Here is an 18,248-nt window from a genome sequence, read left to right as displayed (position 1 = left end):
GCAATCGGGACAGCGTCGGCCCAGAGTCTCCTCAGTGCCACCTACGACGCCATGCCGAGAACGAGGTGCTGGTACAGCTGCCCCTCGAGAGAATGCCGATTGAGTTATCCGGATTCCCGCCATGCACGAGAAATGCACATGGTCTTCAACTCGACGTGATTCATTGTTCTCGGCCAGAGAACCACGTGGCGTGGCGCCCATTCTTATGACGCCTGGATACGCGCAACCGCCGGGTCAGCGCAGCACCTCGACCAGTGCGATCCATGACATCAGGAGCGCGACGATGATGGTCGTGAGCGTGCCCGCCGCGCTCACCCCCACGCCTGAGGACTGTCCGGCCAGGCACAGCACCCCTGCCGTGAGGTACGCCAGGATCGGCACGAACCCGATGGCCGAACGCAGTGACCGTCCCCGAGCCGGGCCTTGCCTGTCGCGGGCAAGGGTGGATGCCACGTGGAACTGGAACCCAGCGGCCGGGATCGCTGCGACGACGGTCAATGCCCCGAACCACGGCAGCGGCAGGCCGGGCACGAGCGCCACGCCCGAGACGACGATGGCCACCACCAGCGTGGCGATCGAGGCGGCCAGGCGAGCCGTGACAGAACCGGCCGTGACGACCTTGTCGATATTGACGCTCGCGGCCACGATCACCAGACCCGCCAGGGCAGCCGTGGCCCCGACCATGGCGACGTGGAAATCCGACCAGCCCGCCAGCACGTCCATGACCACATGGTAAGTCCCGTACCGGGCACGTTTTCCTGCAGTCCCCGACCGAGGATGAGTTCCGGTGACGCAGTCCTTCTCCACGCTTCCACGCTGGGTGGGACCAGATGACCGCCCGGTGGCAACGTGACGGCTGTCGTCGGCATGGCGCCGGTGACGGCGGCCGAGTAGGTTACTGGAATGACGGCGCACCAGCCCTACGAGACGCTGCGCAGCCATGACGACTTCGAAGTGCGCCGGTACCCCGAGCACGTCCTGGCCGAGATCACCGTCGAGGCGAGCTTCGAAGATGCCGGCAACCGCGCCTTCCGCACCCTGTTCGGCTATATCAACGGCAAGAACCAGTCCGACCAGAAGGTCGCGATGACGGCACCGGTCCTCCAGGACTCCACGTCTGAGTCCATCGCGATGACCGCTCCCGTACTGCAGGAATGCGCGGACGCGTGGTCCGATTGCACGGACGGCGGGCGCTTCCGGGTGTCCTTCGTGCTGCCGGAGGGATTCACCCTCGAGAACGCTCCTCGACCCACGGATTCCCGCGTGAGGCTGCGCCTCGTCCCCCCGGCGGTGGCAGCGGCCACCCGGTTCCGCGGACGCTGGAGCGCAGCGAACTACCGCAAGCACCTGGAGAGGCTGCGAACCGCTCTCCGCTCGGAAGGGCTTTCACCGGTCGGACCACCACGCTTCGCCCGCTTCGATCCTCCCTACAAGCCCTGGTTCCTGCGACGCAACGAGATCGTCCTCAGCCTGGAGGACCCGGACGACCCGCCAGGTGCTCCTGGTGAGAACCGCTGAGGGACTGTTCGGCGTACCCGATGCCCCGGGACCTGTCCGTTCCGAGCTGTGCTGTGCTGGGCCCCAGTCAGTGGGCTAGCAGCAGCGTCCCTGCGGGTTCCGGTCCTCCCAGTCCATCCTGTCCTTCCAGAAGGCCCGCTCTGACATCGGCTCGGCGCCCGGGTGCACCCGTGCCTGGTGCGCCAGGTAGTGCTGGTAGGCGTCCGCCCCGAGCACGCCGCGCAGGAACCACACGGTGTTCCGCCAGGCCGTGGCCAGTGAGGTGGCCAGCGTGTGCAGTGCCTGCGCCGCCATGGTCAGTGCCTCCCGCGGACCGGCTGGCGCTCAGGCGGCAGGGCCTTCCACTGCGCCTCGAGCTCCTTCTCGGCCGGGGTGGAGATGAGCCCGGAGGGTGCGTAGATCCGCGACTCGACCCGGGGATCCTCGTTCTCCGGCACACCGCGCGTCCGGTAGGACTTCACGGTCGCCACGACGGCCATGGTGATGACGATGATCGTCAGCACCATGAACACGATCGACAGCGTCCCCTGCACGAAGGTGTTGCGCACGACCGCCTCCATGGCCTCGACCGATGTGGCCGTGCCGAAGCTGGTCTGCCCGTCGGCCAGGGCCTGGCGGAAGGCGTTGTGCTGGGCCCAGTAGCCGACCGCCGGGACGGGGGAGAAGATCTTGTACAGCGAGGCGGTGATGGTGACCACGGCGGCGAACGCCAGTGGGAGCACCACCACCCACAGGTACTTGAAGGTGCCCCGCTTCGCCACGATCGCCATGACCACGGCCAGCGCGATCGCGGCGAGCAATTGGTTGGCGATGCCGAACAACGGGAAGAACGTGTTGATGCCCCCCAAGGGGTCGGTCACGCCGAGGATCAGGATGTATCCCCAGCCGGCGACCATGATGGCCGTGCACAGCCAGGCACCCGGCCGCCAGGACGTGTCCTTGAACCGGGGGATGAAGTTGCCGATCGTGTCCTGGAGCATGAACCGGGCCACGCGGGTGCCGGCGTCCACGGCGGTGAGGATGAACAGGGCCTCGAACATGATCGCGAAGTGGTACCAGAAGCCCATCATCGCCGGTCCGCCGAACCACTGGTTCATGATCGTCGCGATGCCCACGGCGAGCGTCGGGGCGCCACCGGTGCGGGACACCACGGACTCCTCGCCGACGTTCTCCGCCAGGGTGGTCAGCGCCTCGGGAGTGAGGCTGACCCCCATCAGTCCCAGCGAGTTCACGAACTGGACGGCGCCCTCGACGGTGCCCCCGGTCACGGCGGCCGAGGAGTTCATGGCGAAGTAGATGCCGCGGTCGATCGAGATCGCGGCGACCAGTGCCATGATCGCCACGAAGGACTCCATGAGCATGCCGCCGTAGCCCAGGAAGCGGGTCTGCCTCTCCTTCTCCACGAGCTTCGGCGTGGTCCCGGAGGAGATCAGGGCGTGGAATCCCGACAACGCACCGCAGGCGATGGTGACGAACAGGAAGGGGAACAGTGACCCGGGCACGACCGGTCCGTCCTCGCGTCCGGCGAACTCGGAGAAGGCAGGAACGGAGATCTCGGGGCGCACCACGACGATCGCGATGGCCAGCAGGGCGATGACGCCGATCTTCATGAACGTGGAGAGGTAGTCGCGCGGGGCCAGGAGCAGCCACACGGGCAGGACGGCGGCCACGAAGCCGTAGATGATGATCGCCCAGGCGATGGTGGTCCGGTCCAGGGTGAACAGCTCGGCGCCCCACGCGGACTCGGCGACCCAGCGGCCCGAGATGATCGCGAACATCAGCAGCGCGAAGCCGATCACGGAGACCTCCAGGACCCTGCCCGGGCGGAGGAAGCGCAGGTAGACGCCCATGAAGAGGGCGATGGGAATGGTCAGGGCGACCGAGTAGACGCCCCAGGCGGACTCGCCCAGGGCGTTGACGACGACCAGCGCCAGGATCGCCACGATGATGATCATGATCATCAGGGTCGCCAGCAGGGCGGCGGTGCCACCGACGATCCCGAGTTCCTCCCGGGCCATCTGGCCCAGGGAGCGGCCCCCGCGGCGCATCGAGAAGAACATGACGAGGTAGTCCTGGACGGCGCCGGCCAGCACCACGCCGATGATGATCCACACGGTCCCCGGCAGGTAACCCATCTGGGCCGCCAGTACCGGGCCGACGAGGGGGCCGGCGCCCGCGATCGCCGCGAAGTGGTGGCCGAACAGGACCCGCCGGTCCGTCGGCATGAAGTCCCGCCCGTTGTTGTTGTACTCGGCCGGCGTGGCCCGGGTGTCATCCGGCCGGGTGATCTTCCGCTCGATGAACTTCGAGTAGAACCGGTAGGCGATGAGGTAGGTGCACACGGCGGCGAACACGAACCAGATGGCATTGATCGTCTCGCCGCGGGAGATGGCCAGGATGGCCCACGCGATGCCGCCGACCAGGGCGATGACCGCCCAGAGGACGATCTTGCCCGGCGTCCACTTCCGGTCCTCCTGTTCCGCTACCTCGGGATCGACGGCGGTCGGTGGCAATCCGGTGGTGGGCGCGGAACTCTCGGTCATCTCATCCCTCATCTCACAGGGCCGCGCGGTGCAGTGAGCCTCATCCCGGAGGCCCTCGCGGCGGGTGCATGACCACTGTCCTCCGGTGCGCGTCAGCGCGTCAATACCCGCGGCTGGGGCGGCTAGCGTAGTGGCCATGAGTGAACGTGGAGTCTTCAAGCCCGCCGAGTCCGTCACCACCGCCCCGCTGGCAGCACTGGGGCTGATCGGCGGTTACCTGACCGCCCGCGAGACCGGGATCCGTCCCCTGGGCGGTGTCGTCCTGGCCGCCGTCGGCGCCTACGCGGGCCGGACCTGGGCGGCGAAGGCCGGCGCGGGCACCACCGCCGCGCTGTCCGCCGTGTACCTGGGCGGGTTCGGCGCCTCGCACCCGCTGGCCAAGAAGATCGGCGCCTGGCCCTCGGTGCTCACCGTGGCGGCCGCCTCGGCGCTGGCCTCGTGGGCGCTGGTGGACCGCAAGGGGTGATGCCCGACGCCGGGCCCGGCACCCCGGGCGCCCCGGTGCCGGCCGTGTCGGGACCGGACGCGCCGGCCGAGGGGGGCGCCGACGTCGTGCCAGGGGACGGGCCCCCGCGCGAGGTGGGCGTGGGCCCCTGGGAGGGCGAGTGGCCGGCCGGGGAGCACTGGGACCCGGACCTGTTGCGGCACGGGGACCGGCGCAACGTGGCCGACCACTACCGCTACTGGTCGTTGGAGGCGATCGTCGCGGACCTGGACACCCGTCGGCACTCCTTCCACGTGGCGATCGAGAACTGGCAGCACGACCTGAACATCGGCACCGTGGTGCGCACCGCCAACGCGTTCAACGCCGCCGGCGTGCACATCATCGGCCGGCGCCGTTGGAACCGGCGCGGGGCCATGGTCACGGACCGATACCTGCACGTGCACCACCACCCGACGGTGGAGGACTTCATCGGCTGGGCACGGTCCGAGGAGCTGACGGTGCTGGGCATCGACATCTTCCCGGACTCGGTGCCGCTGGAGACCTACCGGCTGCCCGAGCGGTGCGTGCTGGTCTTCGGCCAGGAGGGGCCGGGACTGTCCGAGGAGGTGCACCGGGCGGCGGAGGCGACGCTGTCCATCGCCCAGTTCGGCTCCACCCGGTCCATCAACGCCGGCGTGGCGGCGGGCATCGCCATGCACGCCTGGGTCCGCCGCCACGTGTTCGGCACCTGACCGCCGCCGCGGCACCGCAGGACACCCTCGCGGGAGTCCACCGGGCGCGCCTGCTCGTAGGCTGGACCACAGCACCGCGTCCTCCAGGCCCCAGGAGCCAGCCCGTGACCACACCGCATGCCCCGCAGCACCCGCAGGACCCCTCGGTCGGCACCGGTCCGCACCGGACCGGACCGGACTCCACCCCGGACGGTGACGCCGAGCCCGCCGCCGGGTCCCCGGCCGCACGGCACCCGGGACCGTGGTCGGACGGGATGGGCCGGGCCGGGGCCCGGGCCGGGCAGACGCTGCTGATCGCCGCGGTCGTCGTCGGGGTCCTGTGGCTCCTGCTGCGCGTGAGCGTCGTGCTGGTCGCCGTGCTGGTCGCGTTCATCCTGGCGGCCGCCGTGGCCCCGCTGGTGCGGTGGCTGGTGGCCAGGGGCTGGTCCCACCTCTGGGCCACCCTCGCGGCCTTCCTGGGCATCCTGGTCCTCGTCGGTGGCGTGGTCACCGGGGTGGTCGTCGCCGTCCGGAACGAGTGGGACGCCCTCACGGCCTCGGCGATCGCCGGCTGGCAGCAGCTGCAGGACTGGATCACCTCCGGCCCGCTGCCGGTGGACGCCGGGGCCCTGCAGGACGCCACCGGCCAGGTCACGGACTTCCTCACCGGTGGTGAGTTCGCCCGCGGCCTGGCCAGCAACACCCTGACCGGCCTCTCCGCGGCCACCGAGTTCCTCACCGGCGTGGTGCTGATGGTCGTGGTGCTGTTCTTCCTGCTCAAGGACGGCTGGAAGATCACCAGCTTCACCCTCCGCTGGTTCCGGGACGGGACCCGCGCCAAGCTCGCCGAGTCCGTGGACCGGTCCTCGCAGGTGCTCGGCGGCTACGTCCGCGGCACCGCCACCGTGGCCCTGGTCGACGCCGTGCTGATCGGGCTCGGCCTGTTCATCATCGGCGTCCCGCTGGCCCTGCCGCTGGCAGTGATCGTGTTCATCGGCGCGTTCGTGCCCATCGTGGGGGCCACGGTCGCCGGGATCCTGGCCGCCCTGGTCGCCCTGGTCACCACCGGGCCGGTTGAGGCCCTGATCGTGGTCGCCATCGTGGTGGCCGTCAACCAGCTCGAGGGCAACCTGCTCCAGCCCGTCGTCATGGGCCGCACCCTGAGCCTGCACGCCCTGATCGTGCTGCTGGCATTGACGGTCGGCACCATCGTGGGCGGGATCTTCGGTGCCATCCTGGCCGTGCCCTACACCGCCGTGGCGTGGACCCTGATCCAGGTCTGGTCCGATCGCTACCAGACCGGCCCCGACCCGGTGCTCGGCCAGGACCCCCTCGACCCGAAGGACCGGGCCTCCGCCAAGGCCACCCCGGCCCAGCGCCTGCGCTACCAGCGCATGCGCCGCCAACGCCGCAGGAGCGTGACCCCGGCGGCGGCCGGACCCCACGGGCCCGCCCAGGCGCCACCCGAGGTCGACGACGTCGACGCCGCCACCGCGGACCGGGACCCCCAGGGCTGACCGGCGGGTGCCGGGCCCGCGACCAGGTCACCCTGGTGCAGGCGCGGCCCCCGTGCCCGTCCGGTCGCTAGGATGGCCTGCGGACAGGGTCTGCACCGGGGCTGCCTGCCCGCCCCGCCCGCAGGCCGGACTTCCGGACGCCGGCATGTTCGCCGGCGCTCACGGTCACCAGATGCCAAGGAGCCGCAATGCCCATCGCTTCCCCGGACAAGTACGCCGAGATGATCGACTCCGCCAAGGAGGGCGGCTACGCCTACCCGGCGATCAACGTCACCAGTTCCCAGACGCTGAACGCGGCCATCCGCGGTTTCGCCGAGGCCGGTTCGGACGGCATCATCCAGGCGTCCACCGGTGGCGCGGCATACTTCTCCGGCTCCTCCGTCAAGGACATGGTCACCGGTTCCCTGGCCATGGTGGCCTTCGCCCGTGAGGTGGCGAAGAAGTACGACGTCAACATCGCCCTGCACACCGACCACTGCCCGAAGGACAAGCTGGACGGCTTCGTCATGCCGCTGCTGGACGCCTCCGAGGCCGAGGTGAAGGCCGGTCGTGACCCGCTCTTCAACTCCCACATGTGGGACGGCTCCGCCGAGACCCTGGAGGAGAACCTGCGCATCGGCCGCGAGCTGCTGGCCCGGACCCACGCCAACCGGCAGATCCTCGAGGTGGAGATCGGCGTCGTCGGCGGGGAGGAGGACGGCGTGGCCCACGAGATCAACGACAAGCTCTACACCACCGTCGAGGACGGGCTCGCCACCATCGAGGCCCTCGGCGCCGGGGAGAACGGCCGGTACATCACCGCGCTGACCTTCGGCAACGTCCACGGCGTCTACAAGCCGGGCGGCGTGAAGCTGCGCCCGGAGATCCTGGACGGGATCCAGCGCGAGGTCGGGGCGAAGATCGGCAAGGAGCGCCCCTTCGACCTGGTCTTCCACGGTGGCTCCGGCTCCTCCCAGCAGGAGATCTCCGATGCCGTCTCCTACGGCGTCATCAAGATGAACGTGGACACGGACACCCAGTACGCCTTCACCCGGCCGGTGGCCGGTCACATGTTCACCAACTACGACGGCGTGCTGAAGGTGGACGGCGACGTCGGCAACAAGAAGGCGTACGACCCGCGCGTCTGGGGTGCCCTGGCCGAGACGTCCATGGCCGAGCGCATCGTCCAGGCCTGTCAGGAACTGGGCTCCGCCGGCAAGTCCATCAAGTAACCCCACCGAGGGCCCGGGCCGGCCGGCCCGGGCTGCCCACCGGAAGGAACGCCCATGCCGTGGTTCGCGTGGATCGCCATCATCGCCATCCTCGTCTGGGGTGGGATCACCGTGTTCAGCATGGCCACGGGCAAGCCGCTGCCATGGGCCGAGGGCGCCGACCCGCAGGAACTGGACGCGTTGCGCAAGCGGGTCGAGGCGCTCGAGAAGGGCGCGGCCCGGCCGGAGCTGGAGCAGCGGGTCGACCGCCTCGAGGCCCGGCAGGACCGCCGGGAGGCGCGCGACGTGGAGCATGACCGGTGGGCCCAGCAGGCCCGCGAGCTCGGATGGGACGAGGGCGGGGAGCCGGGGCACGGCTAGAGTCGGGGGTGAACCCGCCCCGCCCACGACCGCCCCGGAAGGAGCACCATGTCTGACGCGTCCCTGGTCGGCAGGAACCTGATGCAGCCCGAACCCACCTACCTGCCCGAGGAGCACGAGGTCCTCGCGCGGATCGAGGCCGGCGACCTGCCGGAGGACCTCGCCACCCGGTTCCCGAAGTCCTCGCTGGCCTGGGCCCTCATGGCGCAGGACGCGTGGGGCGAGGGCCGCACCATCGATGCCTACGCCTATGCCCGCGTCGGCTACCACCGCGGACTGGACGCCCTGCGCGGCGCCGGCTGGCGCGGGGCCGGCCCGGTGCCGTACAGCCACGAGCCCAACCGCGGTTTCCTGCGCTCGCTCTACCTGCTGGGCCAGGCCGCCGCGGCCATCGGCGAGGGCGAGGAGGTCCACCGGATCGACGCCTTCCTGGCCGACGCCGACCCCCGCGCCAAAGACGAGATCGCCCGGGGCTGAGCCGTGACCGCCTCCGTCCTGGTCGGCACCTTCAACGAACCCGGTGAGCACGCCCCCGCCCTGCCCACCTCGGGGGGCATCGTGCGCACGACCGGTTGGCCGGAGGGCCCGGAGGCCGTGGCCGGTTCCGGCCCGGACGCCCCGTCCTGGCTGGTCGCGGGGCGCCCGGGCACCCCGTCGGAGGGCCTGCTGTACGCCGCCCAGCACGTGCCCGAGGGGGCGCTGGCGGTCCTGTCACCGTCGGAACCGGGCGCCGGGACGGAGGACGTCGGCTGGATCACCATCCAGCAGATCCCCAGCGGGGGTGAGAACACCTGCCACGCCGACCTGAACCCCGCCGGGACGTGGCTGGCCGCGGCCTCCTACGACTCGGGCACCCTGACCGTCGCCAGGGTCCTCGAGGAGGGCCGGCTGGGCCGGCCGATCGCGGTCCAGGCCCCGGAGGGCTCCGGGCCGGTGCCCTCCCGCCAGGAGGCCCCGCACCTGCACTTCGTGCTGTTCCTCGACGACGACCGCCTGCTCGTCACGGACCTCGGCGGTGACCGGATCCTGGAGTACTCGGTGGCCGCCCTCGAGGCCTCGGCCCGGGCCACCGCGCACGGCGAGGGGACCGACGTCGTGCGCGTGGAGACCGAACCGACCGCCGTGCACCGCCTGCCCGGTGGCACCGGGCCGCGTCACCTCGCGGTGCTGCCCCCGCGCCCGGGGTCCGACCGGCCCGGACCGCACCTCGCCGTCGTGGGCGAACTGGACTCGCGGCTGCACATCCTGGGCCTCGAGGCCGGGCCGGAGGGCTTCCCGGAGATCGGCATCGTCCCGACCCACGCCCAGGACGCGGATCCGGAGTCCGCCCGGGACAACCTGCCCTCACACCTGGTGGTCTCGGCGGACGGCGCCCTGGTCTACGTGGCCAATCGCGGGCGGAACACCATCGGGGTGATCCGCCGCGGCGAGTCGCCCGAGCTGGTCGCCGAGGTGCCGTGCGGCGGGGACTGGCCCCGCCACATCGCCCTGGCCGGGCCATCCGGGGGGCAGGGACTGCTCGTCGCGCTGGAACGGGGTGACGCCGTCGTGCACCTGCCGTTCGATGCCGAGAGCATCCCGCGGGGCGTCACCGGCCGGACCACGGTCCGGCGCCCCGGCTTCGTGCTGCCGCTGGACTAGACCGGGGTTCATCTGCCCCGGGAGGGGCCCCGGGGGCCGGTAGGGTGGCCTCGACCCGATCCCAGACCCTTTGGAGGCTGCACGATGCTGTTCCTGGCGCGCATGGACGTCACTTTTCCCGAGTCGATGACGGATGAGGTCAAGGCCGACTTCGTGGCCCAGGAGAAGGAGTACTCGGGCAACCTGCAACAGCAGGGGAAGATGCAGTCCATCTGGCGGGTCGTCGGCGAGTACGCCAACTACTCCGTCTACGACGTGGCGGACAACGACGAGCTCCACGCCATCCTGTCCGGTTTCCCGATGTACCCGTACATGAAGATCAAGGTCACCCCGCTGGCGAAGCACCCCAACTCCATCCGGTGAGCACGGGGCGGGGGACCGGCCCGGCGGCGAACTAGACTCGTCGACCGTGGCCAAACTCTACTTCCGCTACGGGGCGATGAACTCGGGCAAGTCCACCGGACTGCTCCAGGCCGCCTTCAACTACGAGGAACGGGGCCAGCGGGTCCTGTTGGCCAAGCCGCAGGTGGATTCCAAGGGAGACGACGAGATCGTGTCCCGGCTCGGCGTCACCCGTTCGGTCGACTTCCTGATCCCCCACGGGGCCGACCTGCTGGAACTCTTCCGTCGCCACGCCACCGGGGATGACCCGGCCGCGCTGATCGAGCACGTGGACGCCGTGGTCAAGCCGGTGGCCTGCCTGCTCGTGGACGAGGCACAGTTCCTGGAGCCCGCGCAGGTGGACGACCTGCTGCGCATCGCCGTGCTGCAGGGCGTCCCCGTCATGGCCTACGGCATCCGGACCGACTTCCGCACCGACTCGTTCCCCGGCTCGGCGCGGCTGCTGGAACTGGCGCACTCCCTCGAGGAGCTCAAGACCATCTGCCGATGCGGGCGCAAGGCCATCTTCAACACCCGCAAGGTCGTCGAGGTGGGCGGGGACGAGGCCGTGGAGCGGTTCATCTTCGAGGGTGACCAGGTGGCGATCGACGGCGTCGAGGTCACCTACGAGTCCCTGTGCGGCGTCTGCTACCTGGAGGAATCCGGCGGCCGGCTGGGGTAGGTTGCCCCTAGCCGCCACCCGTGCCCTGACCGCACGGCGTGGCGCATCAGCCCACGCCCGTCGGAGGACCAGGAGACCGAGCATGACCGTCGTGAAGATCAACGCCATCACCGTTCCCGAGGGCCAGGGGCCCGAGCTCGAGGCCCGCTTCGCCGCGCGCAAGCACGCCGTGGACCAGTCCCCGGGCTTCCAGGGATTCCAGCTCCTGCGCCCGGTCAAGGGGGAATCGCGGTACTTCGTGATCACCCACTGGGCCACCGAGGAGGACTTCGAAGCCTGGCGGAGCGCCCGCAACAACGGTCATGACGACGGCGGACCGACCCGGCAGCCCGTGGCCACGGGGGCGGAGCTGCTGGAGTTCGAGGTCGTCGACCTCGGCTGACCGGCCCGGACCGCCCTCAGGGGCGCGCCGCGGGCGCCGTCCCGAAGAGCCCGTCCAGGATGACCTGCAGCCCCCACTGGAAGGCGTCCTCACCCAGGGGCGTCGCGGAGGCGGTGGGGTCCACGGCGGCCAGCCGGGCGGCCTCCTGGGCCGCCGCGATGGAGCCCAGGACGTGGTTCATGACCAGGTGCTGCGCCCACGCGGGGTGCGCGATGCCCGCCGACTCCAGCACGGAGCGCAGGCGGTTCAGGGGCTCCAGCGCGTCCGGCTGCAACGACTGGGCCACCTGCACGACCTCGGCGCTGTCCGGCACGTTCACGAGCGCTGAGCGGATGCCCGTCGCCAGGCCGGCGACGGCGGCGCGTCCGGCGGCGCGATCCCGCGGCTCCGCCCTGCGGCCCTCCACCGGAGGTGCGTCCTTTGGCGCCGACGGTCCCGGCGGGTCCGCGTCATCGGGGCCGGCGAGGCCATCGGGACCGTCGAGCCCGCTGAGCAGGCGGGCGGCCACGCCCACCAACAACTCCTGCTTGCTCTTCACGTGCCAGTAGAGCGCACCGACCTGGACGTCGAGTTCCCGGGCGAGCCTGCGCATGGACAGGTCCGCCAGGCCGAAGCGGGTGAGGATGGCCAGGGCCGTGTCCTCCACCTGGTCCCGGGTCAGCGTCATGCGCTCCAGTGTAGGGTCCGGCCCCGCTCCGGGTCCGGGCTTGCGCCCCTGCCCCTGTCCCTGCTCGCGCCCGCGACCCGGTCCCTGGTCCGCCCCGGGCCGCCGGACCGCGCCCCGTCACGTTCTTGAACACCGTTCAGGACTGTGCTGTACTTCCGAGCACACAGACTTGAACGCCGTTCAAGGCCCCTGGGGCCTGCGGCCGAACCGGAAGGCCCCCCATGGTCCAGACCGCTCCCGAGACCACCGCCGACGCCCCCGCCGACACCCCTGAGGCGACCCAGCCCCCCGTCTCGACCCGCCCCGTGTCCACCGACCCGTTCGCGATCGCCGCGGCCGTCGCCACGGGTCACCGGCTCACCGCGGAGGACGGGCTGGCGATCCTGTCCACCCCGGACACGGACACCCTCCGGCTCGTCACCGAGGCCGGGCGCCTGCGCCGGCGGCACTTCGGCAACACCGTCAAGGTGAACTACCTCGTCAACCTGAAGTCCGGACTGTGCCCGGAGGACTGCACCTACTGCTCCCAGCGCCTCGGCTCCACCGCGGAGATCCTCAAGTACAGCTGGCTGAAGCCGGAGGAGGCCGTCGAGCAGGCCAAGCTGGGCATCGGCGGCGGCGCCTCCCGCGTGTGCCTCGTCGCCAGCGGCCGCGGCCCGTCCAACCGGGACGTGGAGCGCGTGGCCACCATGACGGACCAGCTCAAGGCCGAGCATCCCGAGGTCGAGGTCTGCGCCTGCCTGGGCCTGCTCAAGGACGGCCAGGCGGACCGCCTCCGCGAGGCCGGGGTGGACGCCTACAACCACAACCTCAACACGGCCGAGTCCAAGTACGCGGACATCTCCACCACCCACACCTACGCCGACCGCGTGGAGACGGTCGAGCGCGCCAAGGGAGCCGGGCTGTCGCCGTGCTCCGGGCTGATCGTGGGGATGGGGGAGTCGGACGAGCAGGTCGTCGAGGCCGTGCTGGCCCTGCGGGACCTGGACAGCGACTCCATCCCCGTGAACTTCCTGATGCCCTTCGAGGGCACCCCGCTGGCCGGGACGTGGGAGCTCACCCCGTTGCGCTGCCTGCGCATCCTCGCACTGGTCCGCCTGGCGGCCCCGGCCACGGAACTGCGCCTGGCCGGAGGCCGCGAGATGCACCTGCGCGGTCTGCAGGCCACCGCACTGGAGGTCGCCAACTCCCTGTTCCTGGGCGACTACCTCACGAGTGAGGGCCAGACTGCCGAGCAGGACCTGGCCATGATCGCCGACTCCGGCTTCCGCGTCCTCGGCGCCGGGGAGAGGCCCGGTGCGGAGGCGGCGACCGGGCAGGCCGCGCCCTGGGCGGCGGTCCCAACCCAGAATTCCTCCCCGCAGGCCTCCCTCTCACAGGCCGGGGCGTCGGTTCCGGGGCCCTGCGGCGGTCCCGCCGGTGCCGACGGCCCGGCGTCCTCGCCCTGCGGTTCACACGCCGAGGCCGGGCCGGGTTGCGGCTGCTGCCATCCCGCCGAGCAGACGGCCGGCGTGGAGCCTCGCATCCGTCGGCGCGGGGCCGGAACCGCCGAGGCGCCGAACGCATGACGAGTCCCACCCTCGACCGGGCCCGGCCCGGCACCGCCTCGTCCACCATCGCCTCGTCCACCACCGCGCCCTCCCTGCTGCAGCGCGATGCCGGCCTGGTCTGGCATCCCTACGCCCCGGTGGATGCCGGTGCGCTCTACGCCGTCCGCGGGGCCGAGGGCGTGCGCCTGCGCCTGGAGGGACCCGACGGCGGCACCCACGAGGTCATCGACGGTATGTCCTCGTGGTGGGCCGCCGTGCACGGGTACCGCCACCCCGCGCTGGACGCCGCGGCCCGCGCGCAGCTCGACTCGTTCAGCCACGTCATGTTCGGCGGGCTCACCCACGAGCCCGCCGTGGCCCTGGCCGAGCGGCTCGTGGCCGCGGCCCCGGACGGGCTGCGGCACGTCTTCCTGGCCGACTCCGGCTCGATCAGCGTCGAGGTCGCCATGAAGCTGGCCCTGCAGGTCCAGGCCTCCCGCGGCGAGCGTCGTCGGCGTCGTTTCCTGGCCCTGCGCGGCGGGTACCACGGGGACACCTTCGCCACCATGGGCGTGTGTGATCCCGAGGACGGGATGCACGCCGAGTTCACGGGACTCGTCCCGCACCAGGTCTTCCTGCCCCGCCCCCCGGCCGCCCGCCTGGGGTCCGACGGCAGCTGGTCGTACGACGAGGGGGCCCTCGCCGCGTGGGAGGAGACGGCCCGGGAGATCGCGGCCGGACTCGCCCCGGAGCTGGCGGGGATCATCTGCGAGCCGGTGCTGCAGGGGGCCGGCGGGATGCACGCCTACCCGCCGGCCGCCGTCGGGATCCTCCGCCAGATCGCGGACGAGCACGGACTGCTGCTGATCCTCGACGAGATCGCCACGGGCTTCGGCCGGACCGGCCGGTTCTTCGCGGCGGAATGGGCGAGCGAGGAGTCCCTGCCGCGTGGCGGGGGCGAGGTCGTCCCGGACATCCTCTGCGTGGGCAAGGCCCTGACCGGCGGGTACCTGACGCTGGCGGCCATGTTGTGCACCGCCGAGGTGGCCGCCGACCTCGGTTCCGGCCCGAACGGCGGCGCGCTGCTGCACGGGCCGACGTTCATGGGGAACCCGCTGGCCTGTGCGGTCGCCAACGCCTCCCTGGACGTGCTGACCGGCCCGGACGGGTCCCAGCCGTGGCGGGCCCGGGTGCACGCGCTGGACGCGGGGCTGCGGCAGGCGCTGGCCCCGGCCGGGGAGCTGGCCTGCGTCCGGGACGTGCGGGTCCTCGGCGGGGTGGGCGTCGTCCAGTTGCGCGGCCCCGTGGACGTGGCCGCCGTGACCCGTGAGGTCGTCGCCCGGGGCGCCTGGGTGCGGCCCTTCCGGGACCTGGTCTACGTCATGCCGCCCTACGTCTGCACCGCCGGGGACGTCCGGGCGCTGGGTGCGGCGATCGTCGAGGGGGTGGACCGTGTCCACGGTTGAGTCACGGCACGCCGCACGCACGGGTGTGACCGGTGCCGCGGCCGGTCCCTGGACGGACTGGGTCGAGGCCCGCGCCCGCGTCCGGCGGACCCGGGACGGCGAACGCCACGACCACCCTCGGCCGCGGGGTGACATCGACCTGGCCTCCAACGACTACCTCGGCCTGTCGCGGGACGCCTCGGTGGCCCGCGCGGCCGCCCGGGCCGCGCACCGGTACGGCACCGGTGCCGGGGCCAGCCGCGTGGTCACCGGCACCCACGCGCTGCTGCCCGCCCTGGAGCGTGACCTCGCCCGCTACGCCGGCCGCCGGGAGGCCCTCGTCTTCTCCAGCGGCTACGCCGCGAACCAGGGGCTGCTCGGGGCCCTCGGCGGACCGGGGACGCTGCTGGTCTCCGACGCCCATGCCCACGCGAGCCTGATCGACGGCGCCCGGCTCGCCAAGGCCGAGGTGCGCGTCGTCGGCCACGGGGACCTGGGAGCGGTCGAGGAGGCGCTGTTCGCCCACCGCACCACGGCCGGTGCCGGTGCCCGGGCCGCCGTCGTGATGGAGTCCCTGTACTCCGTGCTGGGTGACACCGCGCCCCTGGCCGAGGCCGCGGCAGTGTGCGCGAGGTACGGTGCCCTGCTCATCGTGGACGAGGCGCACACCCTGGCCGCCGTGCCGGGGGGTTCCGCCGCGCGCGCCGCGGGCCTGGCGGACGCCGGGCACGTGATCGTGACCGCCACCCTGTCCAAGGCCCTCGGTGCCCAGGGCGGGGCGATCCTGCTCGGTGGTGACGACGCGGCACGGTGGCGCTCGCACCTGCTCAACACCGCGCGGACCTTCATCTTCGACACCGCCCTCGCCCCGCCGACCGCCGGTGCCGCCCGGCGTGCGCTCGCCCTGGCCGATGACCGTCGTATCGGCCGACTGGCCCGCAGTGCGGCCCTGGCGCACCGGGTGCTGGCCGCCCACCCGGTCACCGCGAACCGGGTCGAGCGCGGGGAGGGGGCCGTCCACTCGGTGCGGATGGGCAGCCCCGCCGCCGCGGTGCGCACGGCCGAGGCGCTGCGCCGGGACGGCATCGCGGTCGGTTGCTTCCGTCCGCCCAGCGTCCCGGACGGGATCGCCCGGTTGCGCATCACCGTGCACGCCGACCTGGCACCGCGCCGCCTGGTGCGGGCCCTGGAGATGGTGGCCGCAGCGATCGGACGGGAGGACCCGTGAGCTGCCCCTACGCGACCGCCGTCACGGCGGCCCCGGCCGGCACCGCCCCCGCCACGCGGGCGCCCCTGTCCGCTCCGCTGGTCACGGTGTACCCGGAGCAGGTCCTCGCTCAACACCGATGCGTCGAGGACCCGGTGACCGTCCGGGAGATCCTCCGGCGCCCCGAGTACTTCGCTGCGGACAACGCCCTGACGACGGCCATGCCCCTGGCGCCGGCCATGCTGCGCCGGCTTGCCGCTCGGCGCTTCAGCCTCCCGCCTGTCCTGGCCAGCGCCTCCGGCGAACCGCACCGCGAGGTGCGCCGCATCGTCGCTCGCTTCTTCAGCCCCGCCAAGGTCGCAGCCCAGTCGGAGCCCATCCGGGCGCTGGTGCAACGGGCCTGCAACGGGCTCCGGGCCGAGCTCGACACCGGAGGTACCGTGGACCTCGCCGCCAATCTGGCCGCCGTGGTCCCACCGAGGATCATGGCCGCTCTCACCGGTGTGGCCACCCCGCCGCCGGCGGACCTGAAGCGCTGGAGCCGGGACTCGCTCGAATTGTTCTGGGGCTGGCCCGATGCCGAGCGGCAACTGGACCTGTCGGATAGTGCGATCGAGTTCCACGCCTGGCTGCGGGACGAGGTCGATCGCTCCACCGCGATCGTAGAGGCCGGGGCGGGCCTCGGCCCGGGTGCGCCCGGGCCGAACCTGTTCGGGGCACTGCACGCGGGAGGTGTCGACCGCGAGAGGATCCGATCGCTTGGTTACTTCCTGGTCATCGCCGGGCAGGAGACCACCGCGATGCTCGCTCAGACCGTGCTGGTCACGGCGCTGGCCGAGGGCCGCTGGGCACAGTGCGCGGATCCCGACGGCGGCGCCGCAGCGAGCCGGGAGGTGGTCCGCCGCTCCTTGGCGAGAGCCTCGTCCGTGCCGACCTGGAGGCGGCTGGTCGTGCAGGACACGCAGGTGGGTCCCGAGCGCTTCGCCGCTGGCGAGCACCTCGTGCTGCGGTTGTCCGGCGGGGCGCTGGGCGAGACGGGAGATCCTTCCCTGGCCTTCGGGTTTGGGGTGCACCGATGCCTGGGCGCCGGGCTGGCCGAGCTGGAGGCGGCGCTCATCCTCGAGGAGGCCGCCCGCGCCCTCCCGGGGCTGATGCTCGCCGTCGAACCGGAATGGGAACACCTGCTCTCCTTCCAGGCCCCGCGGACGGTCCCGGTCCGGTCCGCCGTCGTCGGGGTCCACCCGTGAGCGCGGCGGTCCTGTGCGTTACCGGCACGGACACGGACGTCGGCAAGACCATGGCCACGGCATGCCTCGCCGCCGCGGCGCTGGCCCGGGGCGACCGGGTGGCCGTGTACAAGCCGGCGCAGACGGGCGTCGGCCCGGTCGGGGCCGGAGACGTCGAGACCGTGGCGAGGCTGCTGGGGCACCCGGACCGGCTGACCGTGGCGGAGGGCGTGAGGCTGGGCCCGGCGATGGCACCGGTGGACGCCGCGCTCGAGGCCGGGGGAGAGGCCGCGGTGGAGGAGCTGCCGGGACTGGACTGGCACCTGGGGCGCATCGGGGCGCTGGCAGCGGACCAGGACACCGTCCTGGTCGAGGGCGCCGGGGGACTGCTCGTGCAGCTGACCCCTGACGGGGCGACCATTGCCGACATCGCCCTCGGCACGGGTGCGTCACTGGCCGTGATCACCCGCCCCGACCTGGGGACGCTGAACCACACGGGGTTGACGCTCGAGGCCGCCGCGCATCGAGGCGTGCGGCCGGGGACGCTGATCGTGGGCAGCTGGCCGGTGGACCCGACCGCGGTGCACCGCGCCAACCTGGGCCGGTTGCGCGCCACGGCCCGGGACCACGGCTATGCCTGGGGTGGAGCGCTGCCGGAGGGCCTGTCCTCCGCCCCGGAGCAGGCCGTCTCCCGGGCGGCCACAGCGCTGGCCGGTGCCCTCACCGGGGTGCTGCCGGGGTGGCTGCCACCGCGTCCGCGCGGTTGACCGCCCTGCCGCACCGT

20 protein-coding genes are annotated in these 18,248 nt (G+C 72.2%); 16 read left to right on the top strand and 4 right to left on the bottom strand.

The window, feature by feature from the left end; all coding sequences use genetic code 11:
* Positions 1-234: 234 nt before the first annotated feature.
* The gene (locus CITRI_RS0105010) at positions 235-723 is read right to left on the bottom strand and encodes a hypothetical protein (RefSeq protein WP_040385739.1); all 489 of its coding nucleotides are present in this window, start codon (positions 721-723) and stop codon (positions 235-237) included.
* A gap of 180 nt (positions 724-903) precedes the next feature.
* Between CITRI_RS0105010 and CITRI_RS0105005 the strand changes: the two genes are divergently transcribed.
* A complete protein-coding gene (locus CITRI_RS0105005; protein WP_010143553.1) occupies positions 904-1,518 on the top strand; it encodes a heme-binding protein in 615 nt (204 codons plus the stop codon).
* Between the two features lie 75 nt (positions 1,519-1,593).
* Here the strand turns inward: CITRI_RS0105005 and CITRI_RS0105000 are convergent, their stop codons facing one another.
* Complete coding sequence (locus tag CITRI_RS0105000; protein ID WP_010143552.1) at positions 1,594-1,812, bottom strand: YbdD/YjiX family protein; 219 nt, start codon at positions 1,810-1,812, stop codon at positions 1,594-1,596.
* Between the two features lie 2 nt (positions 1,813-1,814).
* On the bottom strand, positions 1,815-4,061 hold the full coding sequence (locus tag CITRI_RS0104995; protein ID WP_010143551.1) for a carbon starvation CstA family protein: 2,247 nt from the start codon (positions 4,059-4,061) through the stop codon (positions 1,815-1,817).
* A 136-nt stretch (positions 4,062-4,197) separates the two neighbouring features.
* Between CITRI_RS0104995 and CITRI_RS0104990 the strand changes: the two genes are divergently transcribed.
* From CITRI_RS0104990 to CITRI_RS0104945, 10 genes are all read left to right on the top strand, one after another.
* Positions 4,198-4,527 carry a hypothetical protein gene (locus tag CITRI_RS0104990; RefSeq protein ID WP_029139052.1) on the top strand — a complete coding sequence of 110 codons (330 nt, stop codon included), beginning with the start codon at positions 4,198-4,200 and terminating at the stop codon, positions 4,525-4,527.
* Positions 4,527-5,237, top strand: coding sequence for an RNA methyltransferase (locus tag CITRI_RS0104985; RefSeq protein WP_040385694.1), 711 nt, complete (start codon positions 4,527-4,529; stop codon positions 5,235-5,237). The genes CITRI_RS0104990 and CITRI_RS0104985 overlap by 1 nt, the downstream gene beginning before the upstream one ends.
* A 104-nt stretch (positions 5,238-5,341) precedes the next feature.
* Positions 5,342-6,733, top strand: a complete 1,392-nt coding sequence (locus CITRI_RS0104980; protein ID WP_010143548.1) for an AI-2E family transporter — start codon at positions 5,342-5,344, stop codon at positions 6,731-6,733.
* A gap of 188 nt (positions 6,734-6,921) precedes the next feature.
* Positions 6,922-7,944 carry a class II fructose-bisphosphate aldolase gene (gene fbaA / locus CITRI_RS0104975; protein ID WP_010143547.1) on the top strand — a complete coding sequence of 341 codons (1,023 nt, stop codon included), beginning with the start codon at positions 6,922-6,924 and terminating at the stop codon, positions 7,942-7,944.
* Between the two features lie 54 nt (positions 7,945-7,998).
* Positions 7,999-8,304 carry a hypothetical protein gene (locus CITRI_RS0104970; RefSeq protein WP_010143546.1) on the top strand — a complete coding sequence of 102 codons (306 nt, stop codon included), beginning with the start codon at positions 7,999-8,001 and terminating at the stop codon, positions 8,302-8,304.
* Positions 8,305-8,352: 48 nt separating this feature from the next.
* A complete protein-coding gene (locus CITRI_RS0104965; protein WP_010143545.1) occupies positions 8,353-8,781 on the top strand; it encodes a DUF3151 domain-containing protein in 429 nt (142 codons plus the stop codon).
* A 3-nt stretch (positions 8,782-8,784) separates the two neighbouring features.
* The gene (locus CITRI_RS18350; RefSeq protein ID WP_010143543.1) at positions 8,785-9,945 is read left to right on the top strand and encodes a beta-propeller fold lactonase family protein; all 1,161 of its coding nucleotides are present in this window, start codon (positions 8,785-8,787) and stop codon (positions 9,943-9,945) included.
* A gap of 84 nt (positions 9,946-10,029) precedes the next feature.
* Positions 10,030-10,308 (top strand): muconolactone Delta-isomerase, encoded by a 279-nt coding sequence (gene catC, locus CITRI_RS0104955; protein ID WP_010143542.1) that lies wholly within the window; start codon positions 10,030-10,032, stop codon positions 10,306-10,308.
* A gap of 46 nt (positions 10,309-10,354) precedes the next feature.
* Positions 10,355-11,008 (top strand): thymidine kinase, encoded by a 654-nt coding sequence (locus CITRI_RS0104950; RefSeq protein WP_010143541.1) that lies wholly within the window; start codon positions 10,355-10,357, stop codon positions 11,006-11,008.
* A gap of 82 nt (positions 11,009-11,090) precedes the next feature.
* Positions 11,091-11,390, top strand: coding sequence for an antibiotic biosynthesis monooxygenase (locus tag CITRI_RS0104945; protein ID WP_010143540.1), 300 nt, complete (start codon positions 11,091-11,093; stop codon positions 11,388-11,390).
* A gap of 16 nt (positions 11,391-11,406) precedes the next feature.
* Here CITRI_RS0104945 and CITRI_RS20480 read toward each other — a convergent pair whose 3' ends face one another.
* Complete coding sequence (locus tag CITRI_RS20480; RefSeq protein ID WP_010143539.1) at positions 11,407-12,057, bottom strand: TetR/AcrR family transcriptional regulator; 651 nt, start codon at positions 12,055-12,057, stop codon at positions 11,407-11,409.
* A gap of 221 nt (positions 12,058-12,278) precedes the next feature.
* Between CITRI_RS20480 and bioB the strand changes: the two genes are divergently transcribed.
* The 5 genes from bioB to bioD are packed head-to-tail and all read left to right on the top strand — an operon-like array spanning position 12,279 to position 18,231.
* Positions 12,279-13,625, top strand: coding sequence for a biotin synthase BioB (gene bioB, locus CITRI_RS0104935; RefSeq protein WP_010143538.1), 1,347 nt, complete (start codon positions 12,279-12,281; stop codon positions 13,623-13,625).
* Complete coding sequence (gene bioA / locus CITRI_RS0104930) at positions 13,622-15,052, top strand: adenosylmethionine--8-amino-7-oxononanoate transaminase (RefSeq protein WP_010143537.1); 1,431 nt, start codon at positions 13,622-13,624, stop codon at positions 15,050-15,052. The genes bioB and bioA overlap by 4 nt, the downstream gene beginning before the upstream one ends.
* A complete protein-coding gene (locus tag CITRI_RS0104925) occupies positions 15,039-16,259 on the top strand; it encodes an aminotransferase class I/II-fold pyridoxal phosphate-dependent enzyme (RefSeq protein WP_010143535.1) in 1,221 nt (406 codons plus the stop codon). Before bioA ends, CITRI_RS0104925 begins: the two co-directional genes overlap by 14 nt.
* Entirely contained in the window at positions 16,256-17,485 is a 1,230-nt protein-coding gene (locus CITRI_RS0104920) for a cytochrome P450 (RefSeq protein WP_010143534.1), read from the top strand. The genes CITRI_RS0104925 and CITRI_RS0104920 overlap by 4 nt, the downstream gene beginning before the upstream one ends.
* Positions 17,482-18,231, top strand: a complete 750-nt coding sequence (gene bioD / locus CITRI_RS0104915; RefSeq protein WP_010143533.1) for a dethiobiotin synthase — start codon at positions 17,482-17,484, stop codon at positions 18,229-18,231. Before CITRI_RS0104920 ends, bioD begins: the two co-directional genes overlap by 4 nt.
* The last annotated feature ends 17 nt before the right edge of the window (positions 18,232-18,248 follow it).

The sequence above is a fragment of the Citricoccus sp. CH26A genome, from assembly GCF_000224415.1.
In the GTDB taxonomy this organism is placed as follows: domain Bacteria; phylum Actinomycetota; class Actinomycetes; order Actinomycetales; family Micrococcaceae; genus Citricoccus.
This window is presented reverse-complemented; position numbering and strand designations above follow the sequence as displayed.